Source organism: Diaphorobacter sp. HDW4A (assembly GCF_011305995.1).
In the GTDB taxonomy this organism is placed as follows: Bacteria; Pseudomonadota; Gammaproteobacteria; order Burkholderiales; family Burkholderiaceae_C; genus Diaphorobacter_A.
The window spans coordinates 1,639,990-1,662,064 of the sequence record NZ_CP049910.1; the positions used below are offsets into that span (position 1 = coordinate 1,639,990).

A 22,075-nucleotide genomic window follows, 5' to 3' on the forward strand; every position below is an offset into this window, starting at 1 on the left:
CTTTCCTTCGATAGAGCTATTTGATATGGCTGTAGCGTTTACATTAGAAGTCATTGTGACAGAAACTGATTCCCCGCATCACGGTATGGCCGCGCAATAGGATGCTATGACAGTAATAGCGACAAACAATCTGGTGGCCGACGGCTGGAAGCGCGTGTTGACGCGTGTGGCGGAGGAAGCAGGAAAGCGCGGCGTGCATCCGGCGAGCGTCGTAGTGCTTGTTCCGTATGCGCAACTGATGGCGCAGGCGCAAAAGCAATGGGCCGCGCTGTTTCCCGACGGCTTCATGCCGCGTTTCGAGACTACCCGCAACTGGGCGACCATGCTGGGCGCGGAGCCACCTTCGGGCAGCGGCTTTCAGCTCGATGTGGCCTGCGACGCGCTGACCGGACGCAGCCTGCTGGAGGCGGCGGGCTTTGGCGCGCAGACTGACGCGATGCTCGGCCTGATGCTTGAGATGGCGCAGCAGTTGTCCGCGCTCGCAGCGTCAGTCGCGCCCGGCGAGCGCGAGGCCTGGGCCGAGACGGCACGCACGCATCTGGGTCTTCCCCTGTCTGCAGAGGCGTTGCAGCTCGAAGCGGCCGCCGCCAAGGTGGCGCTCGAATGGGTGCTTGCCACGGCTCCCGCTACCGATGTGTTGTTTGGCGAGGGCGTGCGCAATTCCGTACACATGCTGGTCGCGCTTGAGGGCTTTCATCCCGATCCGTTGGCCAAGACCTTGCTCGTGCATTGGAGCGATGCGGGGTTTGCCGTGTCGCTGCCCGAAGCGTTTTCCGGTGCACTGTCCGAACCCGCACAACGGGTGGCCTTGCACGAAGCATTGGACGCCGAAGACGAGGCGCAACTGGCCGCCGCCTGCGTGATGCAGCATCTGGCCGACGGGCATGTGCCGGTCGCACTCGCCGCGACGGACCGCGCGCTCACGCGGCGCATCGTCGCGTTGCTGGTCGAGGCGTGCGTGCCCGTCAAGGACGAGAACGGCTGGACGCTGTCGACCACCCGCAAGGCTGCGCAGATCATGGTGACGTTGCGCGCCGCCGCGTGGCATGCCGCGAGCGACGATGTGCTCGACTGGCTCAAGCATCTGCCGCCCGAAACCGTGCCCGCGCTGCCGCAACTGGAGCGTTGGCTGCGTGGCTTGGGTGTGCGGCAATGGAGCCATGCGCGCAAATACGAACCGAGGAACAAGCCGGAGGTCTCGGCGTTGTGCGAGCAAATCGATGCCTGGCGCGGTGAGCTCAAGGGCGCGAAGACGCTGACCCAATGGCTGCTGTCGCTGCGCAGCCAATTGCAGCAGACGGGTAGCTGGGACGAGCTGACTACCGACCCCGCAGGCGCGAAGGTGCTTGCCGAGCTGCGTCTGCCCGAAGGGCTGGAGGCCGACCTTGAACTGCTCAGTGGATCGGAGCGGCGCATGGGGCTTTCGCAGTTCAACAACTGGGCCAACGATGTGATGGAGGCCGGGCGTTTCCGACCGGATTCCGAACGTGATTCACCCGTCATCGTGCTGCCGATGCCGCAGTTGCTTGCGCGTCCGTTCAACGCGCTGGTGCTGCCCGGCTGCGACGAGAAACGCATGTTGACGGCACCCGAGCCACCGGGCTCATGGACCCGCACGCAACGTGAGGATCTGGGCCTGCCCACGCGCGAACAGTCCGAGGCGGCTCAGCGCGCGGCTTGGGCGCAGGCGATGCGTGTGCCGCATGTCGATATTCTCTGGCGCACCAGCGACGAAGGCGGTGAACCGCTGCTTGCGAGTCCGCTGGTGCTGGCGTTGGAACTGGATGCGGGCGGGCGCGCAGGTAGCGACGCACGCGTGGCGCGCGAAGTGCCGGTGCAACTGCTGGAAATGCCCGCGCCATCGGCTGCAGTGCTGCCGGTGCTCAAGCTGTCGTCCTCCGCATACTCCGATCTGCGGCATTGTCCGTATCGCTTCTATGCTTTGCGTCAGCTGCGCCTGCAGGAGGCCGATGAGCTCGATGCCGAGGTCGACAAGCGCGACTTCGGCACTTGGCTGCATGCGACTCTGCAGCACTTTCATGTGGCGTTGGTCGAGCGGCCCACCGACGACGCTGATGAGCGCTGCGCGCTGATGGACGAGAGCGCAGCCCGCGCCACGCGCGAGCTGCATCTGGACGAGGGCGACTTTCTGCCGTTCTCTGCGGGGTGGCCCGCGCTGCGCGACGGTTATCTGCGCTGGTTGACCAGGCACGAGCAGGAGGGCGCGAGCTTCAAGGTGGCCGAGCATGACGCGACGCAGCCGCTCGGGCATCTCACGCTGGTCGGCAAGCTTGACCGCATTGACGTGACGCGGCCCGGCGGCAGTGGCGAGCCGGTGCGTCTGGTGATCGACTACAAGACCGAGAACGAGCAGGTCACGCGCAAGCGCATCGTGGCCGGATCGGAAGATATACAGCTCGCGTTCTACGCCGCGCTGCTGCAGGACGATGTGCTGCGCGCGGCCTATGTGAACGTGGGCGAACGCGGCGAGACGCGCACGTTCGAGCAGGAGGACGTGGTGCATCTGCGCGATGAGCTGGTGGCGGGCATTCTGAGCGACATGGCGCGCATCGACGATGGCGCGCAGATGCCTGCACTCGGCGAAGGCGCGGTCTGCGGATATTGCGCGGCGCGCGGTCTGTGTCGCAAGGATTTCTGGGCATGACGACCAACACAACAGCGACGACAACAGCCGCCTACGAGCACAACGGCCAGCCGGTCTCGCGCCAAGCGTTCTACGCGATTGCCTGCGATCCGCAGCGCAGCGTGGCCGTGGAGGCCTGCGCAGGCGCGGGTAAGACCTGGATGCTGGTCTCGCGCATGCTGCGCGCCTTGCTCGATGGAGCCGAGCCGCACGAGATTCTGGCGATCACTTTCACGAAGAAGGCGGCTGGCGAAATGCGCCAGCGCCTGCAGGAATGGCTGGAGGATTTCGCCGACAAGCCCGAGCATGAGCTCGAAAAGGAATTGCTCGCGCGCGGCGTCGATGCGCTGCGTGTGAAGGAGCAGGCCGTTGCGCTGCAGACGCTCTATCGCAAGACGCTGGACAGCGGTCGCCCGGTGCAGATCCGCACCTTCCACAGCTGGTTTGCGGCGCTGCTTGGCACCGCGCCTCTGCAGGTGCTGCAGGACCTCGGCATGCCCGCGCATTACGAACTGCTTGAGAACGACGCCGAGGCCGTGCGCGAGGTGTGGCGACCGTTTCTCGCGGCGGTGGCGCAGGATGCGGCTTTGCGCGCTGACTACGAGCGGTCGATTGCGCTGCATGGCCGGTCGCAAACCCACAAGGCGCTTGAAGCGGCGCTGTCCAAGCGCGTCGAATTCACGTTGGCAGACGAGGCGGGTGTGATCGATGCGTCGGTGCCGCATTTCACTGAGCAGTTTCCTGAGTTTGAAGGGTTGGACAAGCCCAGCGATGCGTTGGCGACCGAGGCCGCGAGCGCGCGCTGGCATGCGCGCTCTGGTTCGCTTGGCAGCGAAAGCGCCAAGACGCCGCAGAAGGCCGCCGATGCGGTGGTCGATGCGTTTCTTCAGCCCGATCCCGACAAGCGGCTCGCGCTGCTGCGCGCGGCGTTCTTCGTCGCCAAGGAAGACCGGCTGACCAATCATCTGCGCAAGTTCGATGTGGCCCAGGACGCCGAGGTGGAACTGCAGCAGCTTTGCGCAGCGCAGCGCCAGCACACGGCCTGGCTGTATCAGCAGCGCGTGGCGCGTCTGTCACGTGTGCTGATCGCGCAGTTCGGCGCGTTGAAGCGCGAGCGCGGTTGGATCGACATGAACGATGTCGAGCGCACGGCGATGAAGCTGCTATCCGATCCGATCCTGAGCGGCTGGGTGCAGGAGCGGCTTGATGCACGCGTGCGGCATTTGCTGGTGGACGAGTTTCAGGACACCAATCCGCTGCAGTGGCAGTCGCTGCACGCATGGCTGTCGGGCTATGCGGGCGCGGGCGGCGGCGCGGGTGCGCCGAGCGTTTTCATCGTGGGCGATCCCAAGCAGAGCATCTACCGCTTTCGTCGCGCAGAGCCGCAGGTGTTCATTGCCGCGCAGACCTTTGTGCGCGAAGGGCTGGAGGGTGACGTGCTCGCCTGCGACCACACGCGCCGCAACGCCAAGGGCCTGATCGCGGCCGTCAACCACGTAATGCAGGCCGCGCAGACGCAGCAGGAATACTCGGGCTTTCGCGATCACACAACCGAATCGACGGTGCCGGGCATGCTCTGGCGCTTACCCAAGATTGCGGATGAGACGGGCGATGACGCCGCCGCATCGGCCAACGCGACAGAACCAGCGGAATGGCGCGACAGCCTGACCGTGCCACGCCACGAGGCCGAGGAGACGCTGCGCATGCGCGAGAGCGCGCAGGCCGCGCAATGGGTGGTGGCGCAGATCCGAAGCGGCATTCCCGCCAGAGAAATCATGGTGCTGGCGCGCAAACGTGCGCGCCTTGCCGAGATGGAGGCAGCGCTGCGCGCGCTGCACATTCCCTGCGTTCAGCCTGAGAAGACCGAACTCAGCGAAGCGCCCGAAGTGCAGGACGTGATCGCGCTGATGGACGCGCTGGTGTCGACGGCGCACGACCTGTCGCTGGCGCGCGCGCTCAAGTCGCCGCTGTTCGGTGTGGATGACGATGCGCTGACCGAAATCGCGCTGCTGCGCACCGAGCCCGAGTGGGCGCAATCGTCGTGGTTCGACGTAGTGGCGCGCGGGGGCGAGCGGCTTTCCGCGCCACTGCAGGATGCGGCAGCGCGGCTCAATTTGTATCGCGGCTGGGTGCAGAGCCAGCCGCCGCACGATGCCCTGCAGGCTATCTACCGCCATGCCGATGTGTTTGCTCGATTTGCGGCGGCGTCGGTTGTGACGCAGCGCGACGCGGTGCTGGCCAATCTGCGTGCCCTGCTGGCGTCGGCATTGGCACTCGATGGCGGTCGTTATCTCACGCCGTATGCCTTTGTGCGTGCGATGAAGCGCCCCGGCATGCAGGCACCGGGACGTGCGGATCTGAGCGCCGTGCGGCTGCTCACCGTACATGGCGCAAAAGGCCTCGAGGCGCAGTGCGTGCTGATGCTCGACACCGACGCGGCTGGTCAGAAGGCCGAAACCATGGGCGCGCTGGTCGATTGGCCCGGTGAGCATGAATATCCGCAGCATTTCGTGTTTCTCGCGAGCGAATCGAGCCCGCCGCCGAGCGCTGAGGCCTTGCTCGAATCGGAGCTGCGCGAGCGCAAGCGCGAGGAGCTCAACACGCTCTACGTGGCGATGACGCGGGCCAAGGAGTGCTTCGTGATCTCGGCGACGCAGCCGGGCAGGGCGCCTGCATCCGCCACTTGGTGGGCGCGGCTTGAGGACTGCGTTGTCGATCTGCCTGCGCCCGAGATGGCGGGGGCGCAGGTCGATGCGTCGCAATCTGCCGTGGCACGTATTCTTGAGCTGCCCGAGTACACGGCGGCGCAGCCTGATGCGCAGGACGGAGTGACTGGCACGGCGGCTACTGATGCCTTGCCACAGGTCACACCCTCGACGCCCGCGTCGCGTCAGGGCGAAGCCATGCACCAACTGCTTGAGCAGGCCGGAGTGGTCGGCCCTACGCTTGCGCAGTTGTGCGCTTCGGGCTGGAGCGACGCGCGCGTGTCGCGATTGGCACGTGAGTTCGATCTCACGGCGGAGTCTGCCAAAAACGCCGCCAGTATCGCGCAGCGCATTCTGCAAGGCGAAGGCGCTTGGGCATGGGATCACTCGGTCATTGATCGCGCAATGAACGAAGCGCCGCTGGTGTACCAGGGCCAGAGCCTGCGCCTGGACCGCCTGGTGCGCCGCAAGGCCACGGCCGAGCGGGGCGCAGAGTGGTGGGTGCTTGACTACAAGACCGCCGCCGCGCCTCAGAAACAACCCCAGCTCATCGAGCAGTTGCAGCGCTACTTGCGGGCCACGACGCAGCAATTGGGCCACGAAGGTGCTGTGCACGCGGCGTTTCTGAGCGGCGATGGGCGGCTTCTCGAAGTACGGGAATCAGGGCTGTTGAATGAGGCTGCTTCGGCCAAGTCTGCAAAGCCCCCCGCCAGAGCGGACAATACGGGCCTTGCAAGCGTTCCCCAACCCACTCTGGCCGCTCCGGAAGAGCCGGAGCAAGGCTCGCTGTTTTGAATTTTCACGAGCGCGCAGGTCATTGGCCGACAGTTTTCTGTTCACCGCTGGCTTAAGCTGCACGCTCCGGATCGGTTGATTTTTTTCATGTCAGATACTCCAAGCACCCAAGACCTCCTGCAATGCGACATTGCGATCATCGGCGGCGGCCCCGCTGGCCTGATGGCCGCAGAAGCGGCCACCAAGTCGGGCGTGTCGGTGCACGTGTTCGATGCCATGCCTACTGTTGGGCGCAAGTTCCTGCTCGCGGGCAAGGGTGGCCTCAATCTCACGCATTCAGAATCGTTTGATCATTTCGTGCAGCGATACGGAGACGCGCAAGCAAGCATGGAGGCGTGGCTCAAGCCGTTCGGCGCCGACGAGCTGCAGGCTTGGGCGCACGGGCTCGGCATCGAGACCTTCGTCGGGACCTCGGGCCGCGTCTTCCCCAAGGACATGAAGGCCGCGCCGCTGCTGCGCGCGTGGCTGCAGCGCCTGCGTGCGCAGGGTGTGGTGTTCCACATGCGCCATCGTTTCGAGGGCTGGGGCGCGAACGATGCGTCCGGCACCCGCGTGCTGCAATTCACCACCGCCCAATCGCCCGTGCAGGTGCGCGCGAAGGCCGTGGTGCTGGCGCTGGGCGGCGCGAGCTGGGCACGTCTCGGGTCTGACGGCAAATGGGCACCGTTGTTGGAAGCGGATGGCGTCGAGATCGCACCGCTACGCGCCTCCAACTGCGGTTTTGATGTGGCCCGCACACATGCGCCTGCGGGCGAAAAGGGCGAGACGCGACGGGACTTTCTGCGCGGCATGCTGGGCCAGTCGGAGGACTCACCCGCCATCGGCTGGAGCCCGCTGTTCACCGAGCGCTTTGCCGGTCAACCGTTCAAGTCGATCGCTGTGTCTTTCACTGACAGCCGGGGTCGTCAGTTCCAGCGTCGCGGCGAATTCGTCGCCACGGCCACGGGCGTCGAGGGCAGCCTGATCTACGCGGTGTCGGCGCTGCTGCGCGACGAAATTGAAGCTACAGGCAAGGCCACGTTCGAGCTTGATCTGCTGCCCGCGTTCACGCCTGAACGCGTGCTCGATGAGCTGCGCCACCCACGCGGTTCGCGCAGTCTGAGCAGCCATCTCAAGAGCCGTCTGCACCTCGACGGCATCAAGGCCGCGCTGCTCTATGAGCAGCTGTCCAAGGAAGAAATGCTCGACCCGGTCGTGCTGGCCCGCGCTATCAAGGCCATGCCGATCACTGTGGTCGGCGCGCGCCCCATCGACGAGGCGATCAGCACCGCCGGTGGCGTGAAGCTTTCCGCGATGAACGGGCAGTTCATGCTGCGCGCGTTGCCTGGGGTGTTCTGCGCGGGCGAGATGCTTGACTGGGAAGCGCCGACGGGCGGGTACCTGCTCACCGCCAGTTGCGCCACCGGACGTTTGGCGGGGCAGGGCGCGCTGGCGTTCGTCGAGGCAAGCGCAACCTGAAAAAATCCGAATTGAATCGATTCGATTCGATTCGCTTGCTGTCTTTGAATCTGGTGCGCCCCAAGCGGGATCGTCGAGCAAGGGCCGTCCCGCAGCAAGGTTCGCATCCCCTGCCCGCATTGCGATGCAATGCGAGAGGGAGGCAAAGCGACTCAGAGGACAATTCTGTCAATTTGCGGTGATGCCATTGGATTTCACCAACTCTCCCCAGCGCTTTTGCTCGGACGCCACGAACTTGCTGAATTCCGCCGAGCTGCTGCCCACGGGTGTGAGCCCCAGCTTGGCGAGTTTCTCGCGCACGCTGGGCAGGGCCAGCGACTTTTGTACATAGTCCTGCAGTTGCTTGACTACCTCGGGCGATGTGCCGGAGGGCAGGAAGACGCCGTTCCATTCCTCGACAGCAAAGGGCTTCACGCCCGCTTCCTCGATAGTGGGCACATTGGGCAGTTCTGGCATGCGTTTAGCGGATGACACGGCGAGCGCCTTGAGCTTGCCGCCAGTCACGTAGGTGATGCTCGACGCCGCATTGGCGAAGTACACATCGACCTGTCCACCCATCACATCGACCAGCGCGGGCGCGCCGCCCTTGTAGGGCACATGCACGGCCTGAATGCCGGTGGATTTTTTGAGCAACTCCGCCGCCATCTGCGCGAGGCTTCCCGGGCCGTAGGAGGCATAGGAATACTTGGTCGGGTTCGCTTTGGCCTCCTTGATGAACTCGGGCAGGTTGTTATAGGGCGACTGGGGCGATGCGACCAGGATGTTGGGCACGCTCACCGCTTGCGAGACGGGGATGAAATCCTTGCTCGCGTCGTACGGCAGCTTGCGCAGCGTAGGGTTGATGGCGAACGACGATGCATCGAACAGCGCGGTGTAGCCGTTGGGCTTGGCACGTGCGACGAAGGTCGCGCCGATCGATCCGCTCGCGCCCGCGCGGTTGTCGATCACCACGCTCTGGCCGCTGACCTCACTGATGCCCTGCGCGATGATGCGTGCGGCATTGTCAGCACCGCCGCCAGCGGAGAACGGCACGACCAGCGTGATGGGTTGCTCGCTCGGATAAGTCGCTGAATGGGCGACGCCGTGCATGAGCGCGAAACACGCCAACGCGATGAGGGGCTTGCTGAAAGAAAGGGACATGTCGTCTCCGTTGATTCTCGGGATGGTATGGGTGATGCGGGACCTGAAGGATCAGACCGTCGCAATTGGATTGACGGGCGCGCCCACCAGACCGGGCAGGTACATGGGGGCAGCCGTCAGAAAAAAGGCGTGGCGCTGGTGCGCGTCCAGCCAACTTGCCAACGGCGTGAGATGCCATAGCTCGCCGAGGGGCAGGCCGAGCTTGAACAGGCAGTGCTCGTGCAGCGGCAGCAGTGGCCCGCGCTCGATGGTGAGCGAATGGTTGCGCCGTTCGACGGCGTGGTTGTCGGCGGCAATCGCGGCAATGCGGCTGTCGGTGATCCACTGGAGCAGGGCGCTGTCAGAGCCGTCGAGCACGCAGCACGAGGTTTTCAGGCGCTGCTGCTCATCGTCCGCCAGCGTCAGTGCGAGATCGGCAAGCCCCGTGTGCAGGCACAGAATGTCGCCCGGACGCACCTCTATTCCGTCTGAGTGAAAGATCCCCTGCAGATCTGCAAGACCTACTTTGCGTGGTGCGTCACCAAAATGTCGACGCAGATTCACCATCACGCCGCGGCCTTGAATGCCGTGCTGCGCCATCGGGGCGATCGACAGGTGCTCCGTACCCTTGAATTCCTGGCCCTCGGCGGGGGTGGGCGCGCTCACCACGAAGCCGTTGTAGCCGGTGGGCGTCGCGTGGCCGTCACCGCGCGCATTGAACATCGAGCCCACATGCGCGAGCGCATCCCACTGGGTGGAGTACTGTGGTGACAAGGTGACGCTGTCGTCGCTGATCACATCGGTCGCGCCCGGGGTGTCGTGCTCAAGCGGCAATCGATAAACCGGTACGCCGTTCTTCTGTGCGGGCCGGATGACGGGCCCCTTGCGGCGCGGATTGAGCACGGGCGCGCGTGGCACATTGAGCGGCAGGCTCAGCGAAAACGAAATGCCCTCGCGAATCTCTGCAGATGCAGCCAGGCGTTGCTTGGGTGTCAGGTGATTGAGCGTTCCGAGTTGGTCATCCGCACCAAAATCCCCCCAGTTGGAGCCTTGGGGTCGGCGCAGAAAGCGGGCGGCGTTGGGGGGCATGGCGAGCAGGCCTTTCAAGTCGGTGGGGAGTACGTGAGCGCGAGCCGGAGGCAGTGCCCCGCTTCGGTGCGCGAATTGTTGCATCGCACCTGGATCCGTGCGTACAGGCTTTATTGCTTCAAAAGAAAGGATTTCTTTCTTCTATGCTCCAGTCAAAGGCATCTCAATCAGTCCATTCGTGGACAACTGTTGCTTGACGAGTGAAATTGATGGATGTCAGGTTTGATCGAGGTCTGCCCTCTCTAGAATCCACTCCGTCTGAAACAAGAGATATGTCATTCGAGGGGGATTCAAAGATGAAGAAGATGCTGGGAACTTGCGCGGTGGCGGCCCTGATGTCGACCACCGTATTCGCCAACGAGAGCCATGTGCAGCCCGTTGTCGCTGGAGTGGTGGCCGACGCTGCGGAGAATGAACTGGAAATCGAGCCCGCACAGGCTCCCGCTTCGGCGCAGGATGGCTCGGGCGCTGCCAAACCCGCTCCGGTGATCAGCGCAGAAGCCGCGCAGTTCTGTTTCTTTCCGGGCTCACCTCCCTCGGACGTCAAATTCCAGACCGTCCGAAAGCTCAAAGTAGGCAAGGGCACCTATGGCGGCGTGAAGGACATCCTGCCCAAGTTCGCCAATCAGGCGCTGGGCCTCGGAGCCGATGCTGTGATGAACTATGCCGGTTCGCAGCGCTTCGGCTTCTGGCCATGGCGCATGGTGCGCCCGGTCGTCCAGGGCGTGGCCATCCAATGGACTGCCCCTCCTGGCAAGGACTGCGCTGCCCTTGGCGGAAGCACGCTGGCGACCATTTTGGCGACCGACAAGGCTCCGGGACAGCAGGAACAGCAGCAATGATGCAGCGTTGAAGGTTTAAGAGGGGATGGGTAAGGGCGTTGGCAGCAACGACCTGCGTTTAGTCTTCAGCGGTCAAAGATGGCCAAACTCGCCGCGAAACATCTGCGCGGTGCCAAACCCAAGTGTCAAAAAAGAGGAATTCCTTTTTCAGGAGGACAAACTCTTGTCGATGAAGAGATTTCCTGAACAAAGGTGACGAGCCTTACCTCGGCACTGGTTTCACAGTTAGGGCTGCTTGGTTCCCCACCTGACCCGTTTGGCCGCTTCCCCATGCGAGGGGGCCCGTCACTTGGCATTGTAAACCGAGTCTGTGTGGCACTGCAGCAAATGAAGGGAATTTATTGCCTTCAAGGGGCCGTAGAATCGACTGATATGTCTTATCTAGTGCTTGCCCGTAAATACCGTCCCAAGACCTTCTCCGAGATGGTGGGGCAGGAGCATGTTGTTCAGGCGCTGAGCAATGCGCTCACGCAGCAGCGGCTGCACCACGCCTATTTGTTCACGGGTACGCGTGGGGTGGGCAAGACGACGGTGTCGCGTATTTTGGCCAAGTCGCTCAATTGCCAGGGAATTGACGGGCAGGGTGGAATCACTGCCACGCCGTGCGGTGTGTGTCCGGCGTGCATGGATATCGACAGTGGCCGTTTCCCCGACTACACAGAGCTGGACGCGGCGTCCAATCGTGGTGTGGACGAGGTGCAGGGGTTGCTGGAGCAGGCGGTCTACAAGCCGGTGCAGGGGCGCTTCAAGGTCTTCATGATCGACGAAGTGCACATGCTGACCAACACGGCGTTCAACGCCATGCTGAAAACGCTGGAAGAACCGCCTGAGTATCTCAAATTCGTGCTGGCCACGACCGATCCGCAGAAAGTGCCGGTCACGGTGCTGAGCCGCTGTCTACAGTTCAATCTACGCCCGATGGCGCCCGAGACGGTGCTGGAACATCTGACGAAGGTGCTGGGTGAGGAGCAGGTGCAGGCGGATCAGGGTGCGCTGCGGCTGCTGTCGCGCGCGGCGCGGGGCTCGATGCGCGATGCGCTGAGCCTGACCGATCAGGCGATTGCATTCGGCAGCGGCAAGCTTGAGGAAGCGGGCGTGCGCCAGATGCTGGGCAGCGTGGACCGCACCTATGTGTTCCGCCTGATCGATGCGCTCGCGCGAGCCGATGGCCGCACGGTGGTCGAGACGGTCGACGAGCTGCGCACGAACGGACTGTCCGCCGCGTCGACACTGGAAGAAATGAGCACGGTGTTGCAGCGCATGGCTGTGCTGCAGGCAGTGCCGAACATGGCGGCAAGCATCGATCAACATGATGCCGAGGCGCAGGAAATGGCGCGTCTGGCAATGGCCATGCCGGCCGACGAGACGCAGTTGCTCTACAGCATGTGCCTGCATGGCCGTGCCGAGCTGGGCTTGGCGCCCGACGAATATGCAGCGCTGACCATGGTGCTGCTGCGTCTGCTGGCTTTCAAGAAGCCTTCAGATGGCGCATCGCAAGGCACTGCATCAACGGCTGGCAACCCAGCCGAGGCTGAAAAAAAAACTCTGACGCAGGCTGAAACCGCCCCGGCGGTTGAGCAGCGTCAAGCGCCGCAGGCGGTTTCGCGGCCCCGGGACCGTCCGCCGGAAGCCCCGGTTGCTCCGGTGCAAGCACCTGCCGTGATCGACGTGGAGCCCGAGCGCACGGCGTCGCGCCAAGCCTCTGGAGAGCCTGAGCCCGCATATCTGTCCGCGCCTGCGCCGCACGATGAGCAGCCGACACAACGTGCGCCGTATCCGCAGCCGCCTTCGCAAAACCATTCCGCCATGCGCCTGCCGGTGCGTACACCCGAAGAGATTGCGCATCCACCCGTGGAAATGCATGACGGCCACATGCCAGCGTTGGAGGCTGATACCTTTGACATTCCGGTGCGCCATGCCCCCGAGCCGGGCATGCGCACGCAGCCCAACAGCCTTCAAGGTGGCGCGGCGGCCCAGCGACTGGTTCCCACCGCCGAGGGCGAGGTCTGGTACCAGACAGTGCAGGAGATGGCCGCTGCTGGCTCGATTCAAGCGCTGGTGCGTGAGCTGGCCCTGCAGTCGCAGTTGATCGCACGCGATCAAGACCACTGGCTGTTGCGCGTGGAGCGTGAATCACTGAATCAGCCTGCGGCGCGAGAGAAGCTGCGCGCGGCACTGGAGGCGGCGGGGCACACGAAACAGATTTCGGTGGAGGTGGGCAAGGTCATGGACAGTCCGTCGCGCCGCAACGCCTATGCGACCGCGCAGCGCCAGAAGCTGGCTGAAGACATCGTGCAGAGCGATCCGCGCGTGCAGCAACTCATCCGCGACTTCGGCGCGAAGATCGTTCCGGGCAGCATCAGACCTGCATGATCCGGCGGTAAAGACCGGCCTTTTTCTGCAGGCACGGTCTTTCGTCGCACAATTGCTCTTTCGCCCGTTTATTCACCCATTCAATCCATTCAAAAAAGCAAAGGAAATCACCATGTTCAACAAGGGACAGCTCGCCGGTCTGATGAAGCAGGCTCAGGCCATGCAGGACAACATGAAGAAGGCTCAGGATGAACTGGGCAACATCGAAGTCGAAGGCGAGTCCGGTGCTGGTCTCGTCAAGGTCGTGATGACCTGCAAGCACGATGTCAAGCGCGTGACCATCGACCCGAGCCTGCTGGCCGACGACAAGGACATGCTGGAAGACCTCGTGGCCGCCGCATTCAACGCGGCTGTGCGCAAGGCTGAAGAGACTTCGCAGGAGAAGATGGGCAAGATCACCGCCGGCATGCCAAGCCTGCCCGGCGGCATGAAGTTCCCTTTCTGATAGGAAACACCCCCTGAGTCGCTTCGCGCCTTTCCCCCCCCGCTCTACGCGTTGCTGCGCAATGCGGGCAGGGGGCGCAGCCAGTGCGGTGGGGCGGCCCTTGCGCGGCTGTTCTCGCATGGACCGCGCCAGTTTCATGTGTTGTGGGATGGGCGTAGTGCCTTGGGTAACTGATTCACTTGAACGAAATCGTAAACGCCGATGTCTGACACGAGTTCTCTGGACGCCCTGATCCAGGCGTTGCGGCGCCTGCCGGGCGTGGGCATCAAGTCAGCGCAGCGCATGGCGTTTCATATGCTGCAGCATGATCGCGAGGGCGCACAGGTGCTCTCACGGGCGTTGCATGAAGCTTCGAGCTCGATCCGTCATTGCGAGCGCTGCCACACGTTCACCGAGGGTGCGATCTGCGATGTCTGCTCCGACTCGGGGCGCGATGTGTCGCGGCTGTGCGTGGTGGAAACGCCTGCAGACCAGTCTGCGATGGAGCGCACCGGCGCGTTCAAGGGGTTGTATTTCGTGCTGATGGGGCGCCTGTCGCCACTCGACGGTGTGGGCCCCAAGGACATAGGCGTCAAGAAGCTCATTGATCGCGCGACCGATGGTGTGGTGCAGGAGGTCATTCTCGCGACCAGTTTCACTGCCGAGGGTGAGGCGACGGCCTATGCCATTGGCGAGGCGCTCAGGCCGCGCGGCGTACAGGTCACGCGCCTCGCGCGCGGCGTGCCTGTAGGCAGCGAGTTGGAGTTCGTTGATCTGGGCACGATTGCACACGCACTGGCTGATCGTCGCTGAGACGTGAGCAGATCGCGCGATTGCATTTTTTATGGCTCTCAGGGTATGCCCTGATGAGCCTCGTTGCAGGGGTCTTGGTGACCTAAAATGCTCTCCTTTTAATAGCTGCGTTCGTCAGCGAAAGAGGGAAGAGCATGTCCATGCATGTCGCGCGTTTCACCGTTGCCTACGGGTGTATTCTGGTTGCCGTGTTGTTGCCCATTGTCTGCGCGATGCTGGCCAAACGTGGCAGCTTCAGCATGAACTCGGACAACCACGATCCGCGCCGCTGGCTGGCCCAGCAATCCGGCTGGCGCGCCCGCGCGAACGCTGCACAGGCCAATAGTTACGAAACTCTCCCCTTTTTCATTGGTGCAGTCATCATTGCGCACCAGCTGGGTGCGGCACAGACTCCGCTTGACATGCTGGCGCTGGCTTTCGTGTTTCTGCGCGTGCTCTACATCGTGATGTATGTCGGTGACATGCCGATGGCACGCAGCATGATCTGGGCGGCGGGCTTTCTGGTCAATGTGGGCATCTTCTTCCTGGGATATCACTGAGTCACCACTGCGCTTCAAAGATGCGTGACGTCTGCTTGGTGCGCAAGTTAGCTTGGTGATAATCAAGCTGTTTGCATTTTTAGTGCGAATCACGGGAACTATCCGGGTCATTCCGGTCTACGTAGTTCTCCGCAAGGATTGCCCCTGATGACGTCTGGGTCAACACTCAGGCATCATTGCTGCGGTGCAACATTTTCCAAATGGCTAATACTCCCATCACCCGTCGACAATTGGGCCTGCGAGCGGCATCCGCACTCGTGGCTTGCTCTGCTGGGTCCCCGTGGACTGCGCGGGCTCAAGTGGGTACACGTTCGAACGTGCCGCTGCGCATCGCGGTGGGTGGCAAGGGAGATCTTTACTATCTGCCGCTCACGGTGGCGGAGCGGCTTGGATACTTCAAGGACGAAGGCCTCAGGGTTGAGATTGAGGATTTCTCGGGGGGGGCTCCAGCGCTTGATGCCGTGCGCAGCGGGCGCGCCGATGTGGGCTGTGGTGCGTACGAACGTCTGATCGAGCAGCAGGCTCTGGGGTTCAACTACCGTAGTTTGGTGCTGATGGGGCGCACGCCGCAGATGGTGTTGGCCGCTTCGGCGAAGAACTGGCCCAAGAAGCCGATCGGCAGCTACAAGGAGTTGCGTATCGGCGTTGCAGCGCCCGGATCGTCCTCGCAGTTCTTCGCCAATCTGTGGCTGATGCAGGTGGGCATTCCGGCCGATCAGGTTGAATTCGTCGGCGTGGGCAATGGCTCCGGCGCGATCACCGCGCTGCGACAGGGGCGCATTCACGCACTGTGCCATGTCGATCCGCTGATCACGCTGCTTGAGCAGCGCGGCGAGGTGCGGATTCTTGCTGACACCCGCACGCTCCAGGGCTCGGCGGATTTCTACGGCGGCCCCATGCCGGGTGCCTGCATGTACGCGCCGCAGGCGTTTGCCCAGCGGCATTTGCGCGAAGTGCAGTCGCTCGTGAATGCCATGGTGCATGCGCTCAAGTGGATGCAGACGGCCGGTCCGGTCGACCTGGCGCGTATCGTGCCGATGCAGTATTGGCTCGATGATCGTGGTGCTTATCTGGCCGCGTTCGAGAAGGTGCGCCAGACGCTGTCGCCCGATGGGCTGATGCCCGGCGAAGGGCCGGCTACGGCGCTCAAGGCGGTGGCGCGGCTGCGCGAGAACCAGACCGCGCCGCGTGTGAATCTGGCGCTCACCTACAACAATGTGTGGGTGATGCGGGCCAAGGAAAAATTCCAAGTGTAGACAACACCTGCTCGAAAAGACAAAAGGCCAGCAGACGATGATGTTTGCTGGCCTTTGTGCTGTCTGAGTTCAGCGTTTGCGCTTGGAAGAGGGCGCTGCTGCCGCCGTCTTGCGTGGCGCGGAAGTGGCGGATTTCGCCTGTGTCCGCGTCGAGCCCTTGCCCTTGGCCGAGGTGTTGCTCGCGGCGCGGCTGTGCGACGCGGTTTCATGCGACTTCGACGAGCGCGCGTTGTTGGCGAACGAGGTCGACGTCAGGCGCACCGGCAGGTACATGGTGACCTGTTCGCCACCCTTGAAGCGGCTGGATGCCTTGACGTCGTTCCAGTCGGCCACGTCGGATGCACTGACCCGGTAGCGGGCTGCGATGGCTGCCACGGTCTCACCGCGCTTGCTGGCGCGCACGACCGTGCGGCGGTTCACGATCTCGGGGGTGAAGGAGATCTGCCCGTTGTCGGCCAACTGGCTGGACACGTCTTGCTGCGTGGTGGCGGCGCGTGGAATCATCAGCGCCGAACCGGCCTTGATCATCATGCGCGGAGGAATGCCATTGACCCGGCGCAGATCGGTCTCGTCGATGCCGAGGCGACTCGCGGCGTTGGCCACGGTCATGGTGTTGGGCACACTCCAGACGGTCCAGCTCGCGTACTGGCCTTGGTTGTGCGCTTCGAGGTTCTTGCGGAAGACCTGTGCGTTGTCCCATGGCAGCAGAATGCGCGGCGTGCCGGCGGCCAGAATCACCGGCTTGTGGTATGAAGGATTGAGCGCGCGAAAGTCCTCTTCGCGGATTCCGGCGAGTCTGGCAACCAGCGACACGTCGATGTCGCGCGTGATGTCCACGGCCTGGAAGTAGGGGTGGTTTTCGATCAGCGGCAACTCGGAGTTGAAGCGAACCGGGTTGGCCACGATGTTCTTCACTGCCTGCAGCTTGGGCACATACAGGCGCGTTTCGTTGGGCATGTTCAGCTCTTCATAGCTGGTGCCGAGGCCGAGTTTCTCGTTGCGTGCGATGGCGCGCGCAACGCTGCCTTCGCCCCAGTTGTAGGCCGCGAGAGCCAGTTGCCAGTCGCCGAACATTCCGTAGAGCTTCTGCAGGTAGTCAAGTGCGGCGCGGGTGGAGGCGAGCACGTCGCGTCGATCATCGCGAAAGGCGTTCTGCTTGAGGTCGAAATAGGTGCCTGTGGCGGGCATGAACTGCCACATGCCGGCGGCCTTTGCGGTCGAGACGGCCTGCGGGTTGAAGGCGCTTTCGATGTAGGGCAGCAGCGCAAGCTCGGTCGGCATGCCGCGGCGTTCCAGCTCTTCGACGATGTGGAACAGGTACTTGCTCGAGCGCTCGGTCATGCGGAACATGTAATCCGGACGAGTGGAATACCACTGCTCGCGGTCACGCACCAGATCGTTTTGCAGATCCGGCATTGCAAAGCCGCGACGAATGCGGTCCCACAGATCGGCCGGGGCCTTGATGCCGGTGACATCGTAGTTAGTGCCACCCAGCTCGTATGGAGAGATCGGGCTCAGGGGCCCACTGGGATAGTCGGGGGTAATGTGCTTTGCGGCTGCGGTGGTTTCCGTCGCTGGCTTGCCCTTGTGCGCGCTGGGCGCGGGGGCATTGTTGGTCGCACAACCAGCGAGCCAGACGAGGCTGGCGAGTCCGAGAATTTGGAGAAGTCTCATCGGAAGTTGTTTTTCCATTCACGCAACGCCGTCAGGACGGACGCCGCATCGCTTGGGTTGACACGCGCATCGAAGCCCTTGGCCGACTGGGCGACTTCGGATTCGCGCGTGCGAAGAAAGGGGTTGATTGCAAGTTCCGTGGCGATGCTGGATGGCAGCGTGGGCTGATCCGCATCACGCAGCGCGATGCAATCCTTCTGGTACTTGAGCAGTGCGGCGTTGCCGGGTTCCACGGCGCGCGCGAATTTCAAGTTAGAAAGTGTGTACTCATGGGCGCAACACACACGCGTATTGCCGGGCAGGGCCGTAAGCGCATCGAGTGAGGTCTGCATCTGCGCGGGCGTGCCTTCAAACAGGCGTCCGCAACCGCCAGAGAACAGCGTGTCTCCGCAGAACAGCACCGGCGTGCCATCCATATCGGGGCAATAAAAAGCAATGTGCCCGGAGGTGTGACCGGGCACATCGATGACTTGAAATTGAAGTCCCATCTCTTCGACCACATCCCCTTGGACGAGGCGGGTGATCGGATCGGGCATGATCTCGTGCGCCGGGCCGTAGACCCGGGCGCCGGTGCCTGCATGCAGGTCTTCCACTCCGCCGACATGATCGCCGTGGTGGTGGGTGACTAGAATGGCTGCCAGCGACAATCCCGAGCCGCGCAGGACGTCGAAAACGGCGTCAGCATCGCCCGGATCCACCACGATGGCGTTCTTTCCATCGTGCATCATCCAGATGTAGTTGTCGGAGAAAGCGGGCAGTGGCAACAGGTTCATGAACAGCGAAATTATAAGTTTGCACGACTGGCTTATGACTCCCCCGGGACGCTATGTCTTGGAGTGGGAGCAGGAGCGCTTTGACGAGCTTGTCGCGGACCGGTTTGGCTACCATGCGCTGCAGCTGGGAATGCCCCGGCTGGCGGGCTTGCGAGCCAATCGCATGCCACATCGTTTTCTCGCACTGGGTCAGACGCAGGCCATGATACTAGAGAGGCGGGCGCTTGCCGATAGCGAACATCCCGACGATTCGCAAGAATCATTGCAAAAAGCTGATCTTCATGCCGAGCCCGAAATGCTGCCGTTCAACGAAGCTAGCCTCGACTTGGTGCTGCTGCCGCACGCGCTCGAAGACTGCACTGATCCGCATGCCGCACTGCGCGAGGTGGAGCGCGTGCTCGTGCCCGAGGGGCAGGTGGTGATCAGCGGGCTCAATCCGTTCAGCTTGTGGGGCATCCGGCAGGCGCGTTCGCGGCTGCACCGCAGACTGGGGCTGGGCGGCGCGCTGTATCTCCCCGACAAGGGCGAGTTCATCGCTCCCGCAAGGCTGCGCGACTGGCTGCGTCTGCTGGGATTTGAGTTGGATTCAATTAGTTTCGGTTGTTACAGGCCGGCGGTGCGTTCCAGTCATTGGCTGGAAACTTATGCGTGGATGGATGCGCTCGGCGCTCGCTGGTGGCCGATTCTGGGCGCAGCCTATGTGATAGTGGCAACCAAGCGAGTACAGGGCGTGCGATTGATCGGTCCGTCCTGGCGCTCGGCCGCCCAGAAGGCGCCTGCGCCATCGCAGGTGCCGGTGGCGCATACGCAGCCACATCGTTTTCATCAGGAGTAGTGTTTCAGTGACGCAAGTAGTGATTTATACGGACGGTGCCTGCAAGGGCAACCCCGGTCCGGGTGGTTGGGGTGCGCTTCTGCGCTCGGGAAAATCGGAGAAGGAATTGTTCGGCGGTGAGCTGGATACCACCAACAACCGGATGGAGCTGCTTGCGGTGATCGAGGCGCTCACCGCCCTCAAACGCCCCTGCGAGGTCGCGCTGTATCTGGACAGCCAGTACGTACGCAAAGGCATCACCGAATGGATTCACGGCTGGAAGAAGAAGAACTGGCGCACCGCCGGAGGGGATCCGGTCAAGAATGTGGAGCTGTGGAAACGGCTCGATGAACTGGTGGCCAATGCCGGTCACAAGATCGAATGGCACTGGGTCAAAGGCCATGCGGGGGATCCGGGCAACGAGCACGCAGATGCGCTGGCGAACAAGGGTGTGGACAAGGCTTTGGGGAGAATCTGACCCGTCCTTCAAGCGAGCTTTTCTATGGCCTCGTGAATGCTCTGCGCGCTGTCAGGGCGCACGAGGCGGTCGATTTCCTTGCCGTTGTGCAGGAAGATCAGCGTGGGCCAGAGTTTCACGCCGAAGCTGCGGCCAAGGCGCTGGCCCGAACCGTCTTCAACCTTGATATGGGTCACATCGGCCTTGTCTTCCAGCGCCTGCTCGATCAGTGGCTGCGCGCGCTGGCAGTGGCCGCACCACGGGGTGCCGAACTCGAGCACGGTTGCGCCCTTGAGCTGGTCGACGGCGTCGCGGGTGGGGGGCGTGACGGCATGGCGGGCGGTGAACGGCATGGTGTCTGTCTCCTGATTCTGGGTTTGCTGGGCGCATTCTGCGCCCGCTGAAACAGAGCTTTCTGGGGCGAGGAGCGATTTTTCGCGTCAGATCACGCCTTCAAACATCATCACTTCCACTGTGTCGCCGGGCTGCATGCTGGCTTGGTCATGCCCGAGCACGATCAGGCCGTTGCCATGCACCATGGAGCTCAGCATGCCCGAGCCCTGATTGCCGGTGGTCCGCACCACGAGCATTCCATCGGCCGCGCGGCTGACGATGCCGCGCTGAAACTCGGTACGGCCGGGTCGCTTGCGCAGGGTTTCGGTGCAGACGGCCCGCAGGCGCGGCGGTTCGGCGCGGGTGCAGCCCATCATCTGCCGCAAGGCCGGGCGCACGAACGCGAGAAAGGTGACCATCGCCGCAACGGGATTGCCAGGCAGGCCAAAAAGCAGACAGCGCTGACCGCCGATTGCGGTGTCGCGGTTCAACCAGCCGACCGCCATCGGTCGACCGGGGCGCATCGCGATACGCCAGAACGCGACATCGCCGAGCCGCTGCATCATGGCCTTGGTGTGGTCTGCGTCCCCGCCGCTCACGCCGCCGCTGGTGATGATGGCGTCGGCGCGGCTCGCGGCCTCGCGGAAGGTGGCCTCGATCAGCGTGGGCTCGTCACGCACCGTGCCGAGGTCGATCACCTCGATGCCGAGACGGGTCAGCAGGCCGAACAGGGTGTAGCGGTTGCTGTCGTAGACGGCTCCTTCGCATGGTGGCTCGCCGGGCTTGAGGATTTCGTCGCCGGTGGAAAAGTAGGCCAAGCGCAGGCGGCGGCGCACATTGATTTTGCAAAGCCCCAAACTGGCCAGCAGGCCGAGCGCGGCGGGCGTGACGAGTTCACCATCGGCCAGAGCGATGCCGCCCTGCATGAGGTCCTCGCCCTTGCGGCGGCGATTCGCACCGGCGCGAACGGCGTCGGCTGGAATCTGGATGCGGCCATCGTCCGAGGTGGACGTCAGTTCGATTGGCACGACCGTGTCCAGCCCCTGCGGCATGACGGCGCCGGTCATGATGCGCACGCATTCGCCGGGTGCAACGATGCCCGAGCAGGCATGCCCGGCCAGCGCGGTGGCGACGCAGCGCAGGAGTAGCGGCTCGCCCGCGCGCAGCTGGGCGCCATCAAATGCGAAGCCGTCCATGGCGGAGTTGTCATGCGGCGGTACGCTGACCGGCGAGATCACGTCACCCGCGACGACGCGACCGAGCGTGGCCAGCAGGTCCACGGGTTCGGAGTCAGTGATCGGCGTGATCATCTGCGCGAGAAAGTCGCGCACCGCATCGACGTGCATGTCGCTCCTGCCATTTCCGTGGGAATGGGCGATGCTGGCGGCGATGGTGGAGAGGGAGGTCATTCAGTCGGACACATTCAGTGAGGGGCAACCGGGCAGGGCGCGCAGCATCAGCAGGTGGTCGTAGCCCACACCGTCGATCACGACGGCGCGCGGCATTCTGCCAAAGGGCTGGAAGCCCGCACGTTCATAGAGGCGAACGGCGCGCTCGCTGCTGGCGGTCACGCCGAGTTCGAGCATTTCGAGTCCTTCAATTCTTTGTGCATGGGCGATGCAGGCTTCCAATAATTGTCGCGCGATTCCACGATGCTCGAAATTGACATCGATCATGACTGCATTGATATGTCCGATATGGCGCTTGGAGCGCGGCTGCTCGCGCGAGAAGCCGATGCTGCCCACCAGTTGCCCGTCTTTGGTGAATGCACCCAGATAGAACATGCCATGTTCGGGCTGCGAAAACAGCGCCGAATACACGGCCGGTGGGCGGGTGACCGCCGTGGCGTAGTCGGTCGAGAACGCCTCAGGGGTGCGCAACAAGGAGGCGTCGCGCAGCACCTTGTAGGCGGGTGCGTCGGCGGCCTGGAGCAGAGCGATGCGGATGGGGATGGCTTCAAGTTTCAT

The 22,075-nt window shown here is 63.3% G+C and carries 18 protein-coding genes and 1 other RNA gene; 11 read left to right on the plus strand and 8 right to left on the minus strand.

What is annotated here, in order from left to right:
* Positions 1–106 precede the first annotated feature (106 nt).
* The 3 genes from G7047_RS07345 (at position 107) to G7047_RS07355 (ending at position 7,602) form a co-directional block, all read left to right on the plus strand.
* Positions 107–2,665 carry a PD-(D/E)XK nuclease family protein gene (locus G7047_RS07345; protein WP_166302895.1) on the plus strand — a complete coding sequence of 853 codons (2,559 nt, stop codon included), beginning with the start codon at positions 107–109 and terminating at the stop codon, positions 2,663–2,665.
* Positions 2,662–6,144, plus strand: a complete 3,483-nt coding sequence (locus G7047_RS07350; RefSeq protein ID WP_166302898.1) for an exodeoxyribonuclease V subunit beta — start codon at positions 2,662–2,664, stop codon at positions 6,142–6,144. Before G7047_RS07345 ends, G7047_RS07350 begins: the two co-directional genes overlap by 4 nt.
* 87 nt (positions 6,145–6,231) lie before the next feature.
* Entirely contained in the window at positions 6,232–7,602 is a 1,371-nt protein-coding gene (locus G7047_RS07355) for a TIGR03862 family flavoprotein (protein ID WP_166302901.1), read from the plus strand.
* A 168-nt stretch (positions 7,603–7,770) separates the two neighbouring features.
* Here the strand turns inward: G7047_RS07355 and G7047_RS07360 are convergent, their stop codons facing one another.
* Both G7047_RS07360 and G7047_RS07365 read right to left on the minus strand, forming a co-directional pair.
* Positions 7,771–8,691: a tripartite tricarboxylate transporter substrate binding protein gene (locus G7047_RS07360; RefSeq protein WP_240939529.1), complete on the minus strand. Its 921-nt coding sequence runs from the start codon at positions 8,689–8,691 to the stop codon at positions 7,771–7,773.
* Between the two features lie 102 nt (positions 8,692–8,793).
* Entirely contained in the window at positions 8,794–9,810 is a 1,017-nt protein-coding gene (locus G7047_RS07365) for a cyclase family protein (RefSeq protein WP_166302907.1), read from the minus strand.
* A gap of 296 nt (positions 9,811–10,106) precedes the next feature.
* Here G7047_RS07365 and G7047_RS07370 point away from each other — a divergent pair, with 296 nt between their 5' ends.
* The gene (locus G7047_RS07370; RefSeq protein ID WP_166302910.1) at positions 10,107–10,652 is read left to right on the plus strand and encodes a hypothetical protein; all 546 of its coding nucleotides are present in this window, start codon (positions 10,107–10,109) and stop codon (positions 10,650–10,652) included.
* A 191-nt stretch (positions 10,653–10,843) separates the two neighbouring features.
* Here G7047_RS07370 and ffs read toward each other — a convergent pair.
* Positions 10,844–10,939: signal recognition particle sRNA small type (gene ffs, locus G7047_RS07375), an RNA gene on the minus strand.
* Positions 10,940–11,024: 85 nt separating this feature from the next.
* Between ffs and dnaX the strand changes: the two genes are divergently transcribed.
* The 5 genes from dnaX (at position 11,025) to G7047_RS07400 (ending at position 16,057) form a co-directional block, all read left to right on the plus strand.
* Positions 11,025–13,025: a DNA polymerase III subunit gamma/tau gene (dnaX, locus tag G7047_RS07380; protein ID WP_166302915.1), complete on the plus strand. Its 2,001-nt coding sequence runs from the start codon at positions 11,025–11,027 to the stop codon at positions 13,023–13,025.
* Between the two features lie 112 nt (positions 13,026–13,137).
* Positions 13,138–13,470, plus strand: coding sequence for a YbaB/EbfC family nucleoid-associated protein (locus G7047_RS07385; RefSeq protein WP_166302918.1), 333 nt, complete (start codon positions 13,138–13,140; stop codon positions 13,468–13,470).
* Positions 13,471–13,671: 201 nt separating this feature from the next.
* Positions 13,672–14,262, plus strand: a complete 591-nt coding sequence (recR, locus tag G7047_RS07390) for a recombination mediator RecR (protein ID WP_166302921.1) — start codon at positions 13,672–13,674, stop codon at positions 14,260–14,262.
* Between the two features lie 140 nt (positions 14,263–14,402).
* Entirely contained in the window at positions 14,403–14,801 is a 399-nt protein-coding gene (locus G7047_RS07395) for an MAPEG family protein (protein ID WP_166311934.1), read from the plus strand.
* A 299-nt stretch (positions 14,802–15,100) separates the two neighbouring features.
* Positions 15,101–16,057 carry an ABC transporter substrate-binding protein gene (locus G7047_RS07400; RefSeq protein ID WP_240939400.1) on the plus strand — a complete coding sequence of 319 codons (957 nt, stop codon included), beginning with the start codon at positions 15,101–15,103 and terminating at the stop codon, positions 16,055–16,057.
* Between the two features lie 69 nt (positions 16,058–16,126).
* Here the strand turns inward: G7047_RS07400 and G7047_RS07405 are convergent, their stop codons facing one another.
* Together G7047_RS07405 and gloB are read right to left on the minus strand one after the other, a co-directional pair.
* On the minus strand, positions 16,127–17,731 hold the full coding sequence (locus G7047_RS07405; RefSeq protein ID WP_166302927.1) for a transglycosylase SLT domain-containing protein: 1,605 nt from the start codon (positions 17,729–17,731) through the stop codon (positions 16,127–16,129).
* Complete coding sequence (gene gloB, locus G7047_RS07410) at positions 17,728–18,504, minus strand: hydroxyacylglutathione hydrolase (protein ID WP_166302930.1); 777 nt, start codon at positions 18,502–18,504, stop codon at positions 17,728–17,730. The genes G7047_RS07405 and gloB overlap by 4 nt, the downstream gene beginning before the upstream one ends.
* Between gloB and G7047_RS07415 the strand changes: the two genes are divergently transcribed.
* Positions 18,503–19,339, plus strand: coding sequence for a class I SAM-dependent methyltransferase (locus G7047_RS07415; protein WP_166302933.1), 837 nt, complete (start codon positions 18,503–18,505; stop codon positions 19,337–19,339). The genes gloB and G7047_RS07415 overlap by 2 nt on opposite strands.
* Before the next feature lie 7 nt (positions 19,340–19,346).
* On the plus strand, positions 19,347–19,796 hold the full coding sequence (gene rnhA, locus G7047_RS07420; protein ID WP_166302936.1) for a ribonuclease HI: 450 nt from the start codon (positions 19,347–19,349) through the stop codon (positions 19,794–19,796).
* Between the two features lie 8 nt (positions 19,797–19,804).
* On the opposite strand, the gene G7047_RS07425 is transcribed toward rnhA, so the two are convergent.
* The 3 genes from G7047_RS07425 to G7047_RS07435 form a co-directional block, all read right to left on the minus strand.
* On the minus strand, positions 19,805–20,128 hold the full coding sequence (locus tag G7047_RS07425; RefSeq protein WP_166302939.1) for a thioredoxin family protein: 324 nt from the start codon (positions 20,126–20,128) through the stop codon (positions 19,805–19,807).
* Between the two features lie 87 nt (positions 20,129–20,215).
* Entirely contained in the window at positions 20,216–21,517 is a 1,302-nt protein-coding gene (glp, locus tag G7047_RS07430; protein ID WP_166302942.1) for a gephyrin-like molybdotransferase Glp, read from the minus strand.
* On the minus strand, positions 21,518–22,075 hold the full coding sequence (locus tag G7047_RS07435) for a GNAT family N-acetyltransferase (protein ID WP_240939401.1): 558 nt from the start codon (positions 22,073–22,075) through the stop codon (positions 21,518–21,520).

What these genes read in the sequence shown, in the direction of transcription:
- gloB (WP_166302930.1), bottom strand. Translation starts at nt 18,504, where the DNA reads ATGAACCTGTTGCCACTGCCCGCTTTCTCCGACAACTACATCTGGATG.
- G7047_RS07425 (WP_166302939.1), bottom strand. Translation starts at nt 20,128, where the DNA reads ATGCCGTTCACCGCCCGCCATGCCGTCACGCCCCCCACCCGCGACGCC.
- G7047_RS07415 (WP_166302933.1), top strand. Translation starts at nt 18,503, where the DNA reads ATGAACAGCGAAATTATAAGTTTGCACGACTGGCTTATGACTCCCCCG.
- recR (WP_166302921.1), top strand. Translation starts at nt 13,672, where the DNA reads ATGTCTGACACGAGTTCTCTGGACGCCCTGATCCAGGCGTTGCGGCGC.
- G7047_RS07350 (WP_166302898.1), top strand. Translation starts at nt 2,662, where the DNA reads ATGACGACCAACACAACAGCGACGACAACAGCCGCCTACGAGCACAAC.
- G7047_RS07355 (WP_166302901.1), top strand. Translation starts at nt 6,232, where the DNA reads ATGTCAGATACTCCAAGCACCCAAGACCTCCTGCAATGCGACATTGCG.
- dnaX (WP_166302915.1), top strand. Translation starts at nt 11,025, where the DNA reads ATGTCTTATCTAGTGCTTGCCCGTAAATACCGTCCCAAGACCTTCTCC.
- G7047_RS07360 (WP_240939529.1), bottom strand. Translation starts at nt 8,691, where the DNA reads ATGCACGGCGTCGCCCATTCAGCGACTTATCCGAGCGAGCAACCCATC.
- G7047_RS07405 (WP_166302927.1), bottom strand. Translation starts at nt 17,731, where the DNA reads ATGAGACTTCTCCAAATTCTCGGACTCGCCAGCCTCGTCTGGCTCGCT.
- G7047_RS07370 (WP_166302910.1), top strand. Translation starts at nt 10,107, where the DNA reads ATGAAGAAGATGCTGGGAACTTGCGCGGTGGCGGCCCTGATGTCGACC.
- G7047_RS07365 (WP_166302907.1), bottom strand. Translation starts at nt 9,810, where the DNA reads ATGCCCCCCAACGCCGCCCGCTTTCTGCGCCGACCCCAAGGCTCCAAC.
- G7047_RS07435 (WP_240939401.1), bottom strand. Translation starts at nt 22,075, where the DNA reads ATGAAACTTGAAGCCATCCCCATCCGCATCGCTCTGCTCCAGGCCGCC.
- glp (WP_166302942.1), bottom strand. Translation starts at nt 21,517, where the DNA reads ATGACCTCCCTCTCCACCATCGCCGCCAGCATCGCCCATTCCCACGGA.
- G7047_RS07345 (WP_166302895.1), top strand. Translation starts at nt 107, where the DNA reads ATGACAGTAATAGCGACAAACAATCTGGTGGCCGACGGCTGGAAGCGC.
- G7047_RS07385 (WP_166302918.1), top strand. Translation starts at nt 13,138, where the DNA reads ATGTTCAACAAGGGACAGCTCGCCGGTCTGATGAAGCAGGCTCAGGCC.
- G7047_RS07395 (WP_166311934.1), top strand. Translation starts at nt 14,403, where the DNA reads ATGCATGTCGCGCGTTTCACCGTTGCCTACGGGTGTATTCTGGTTGCC.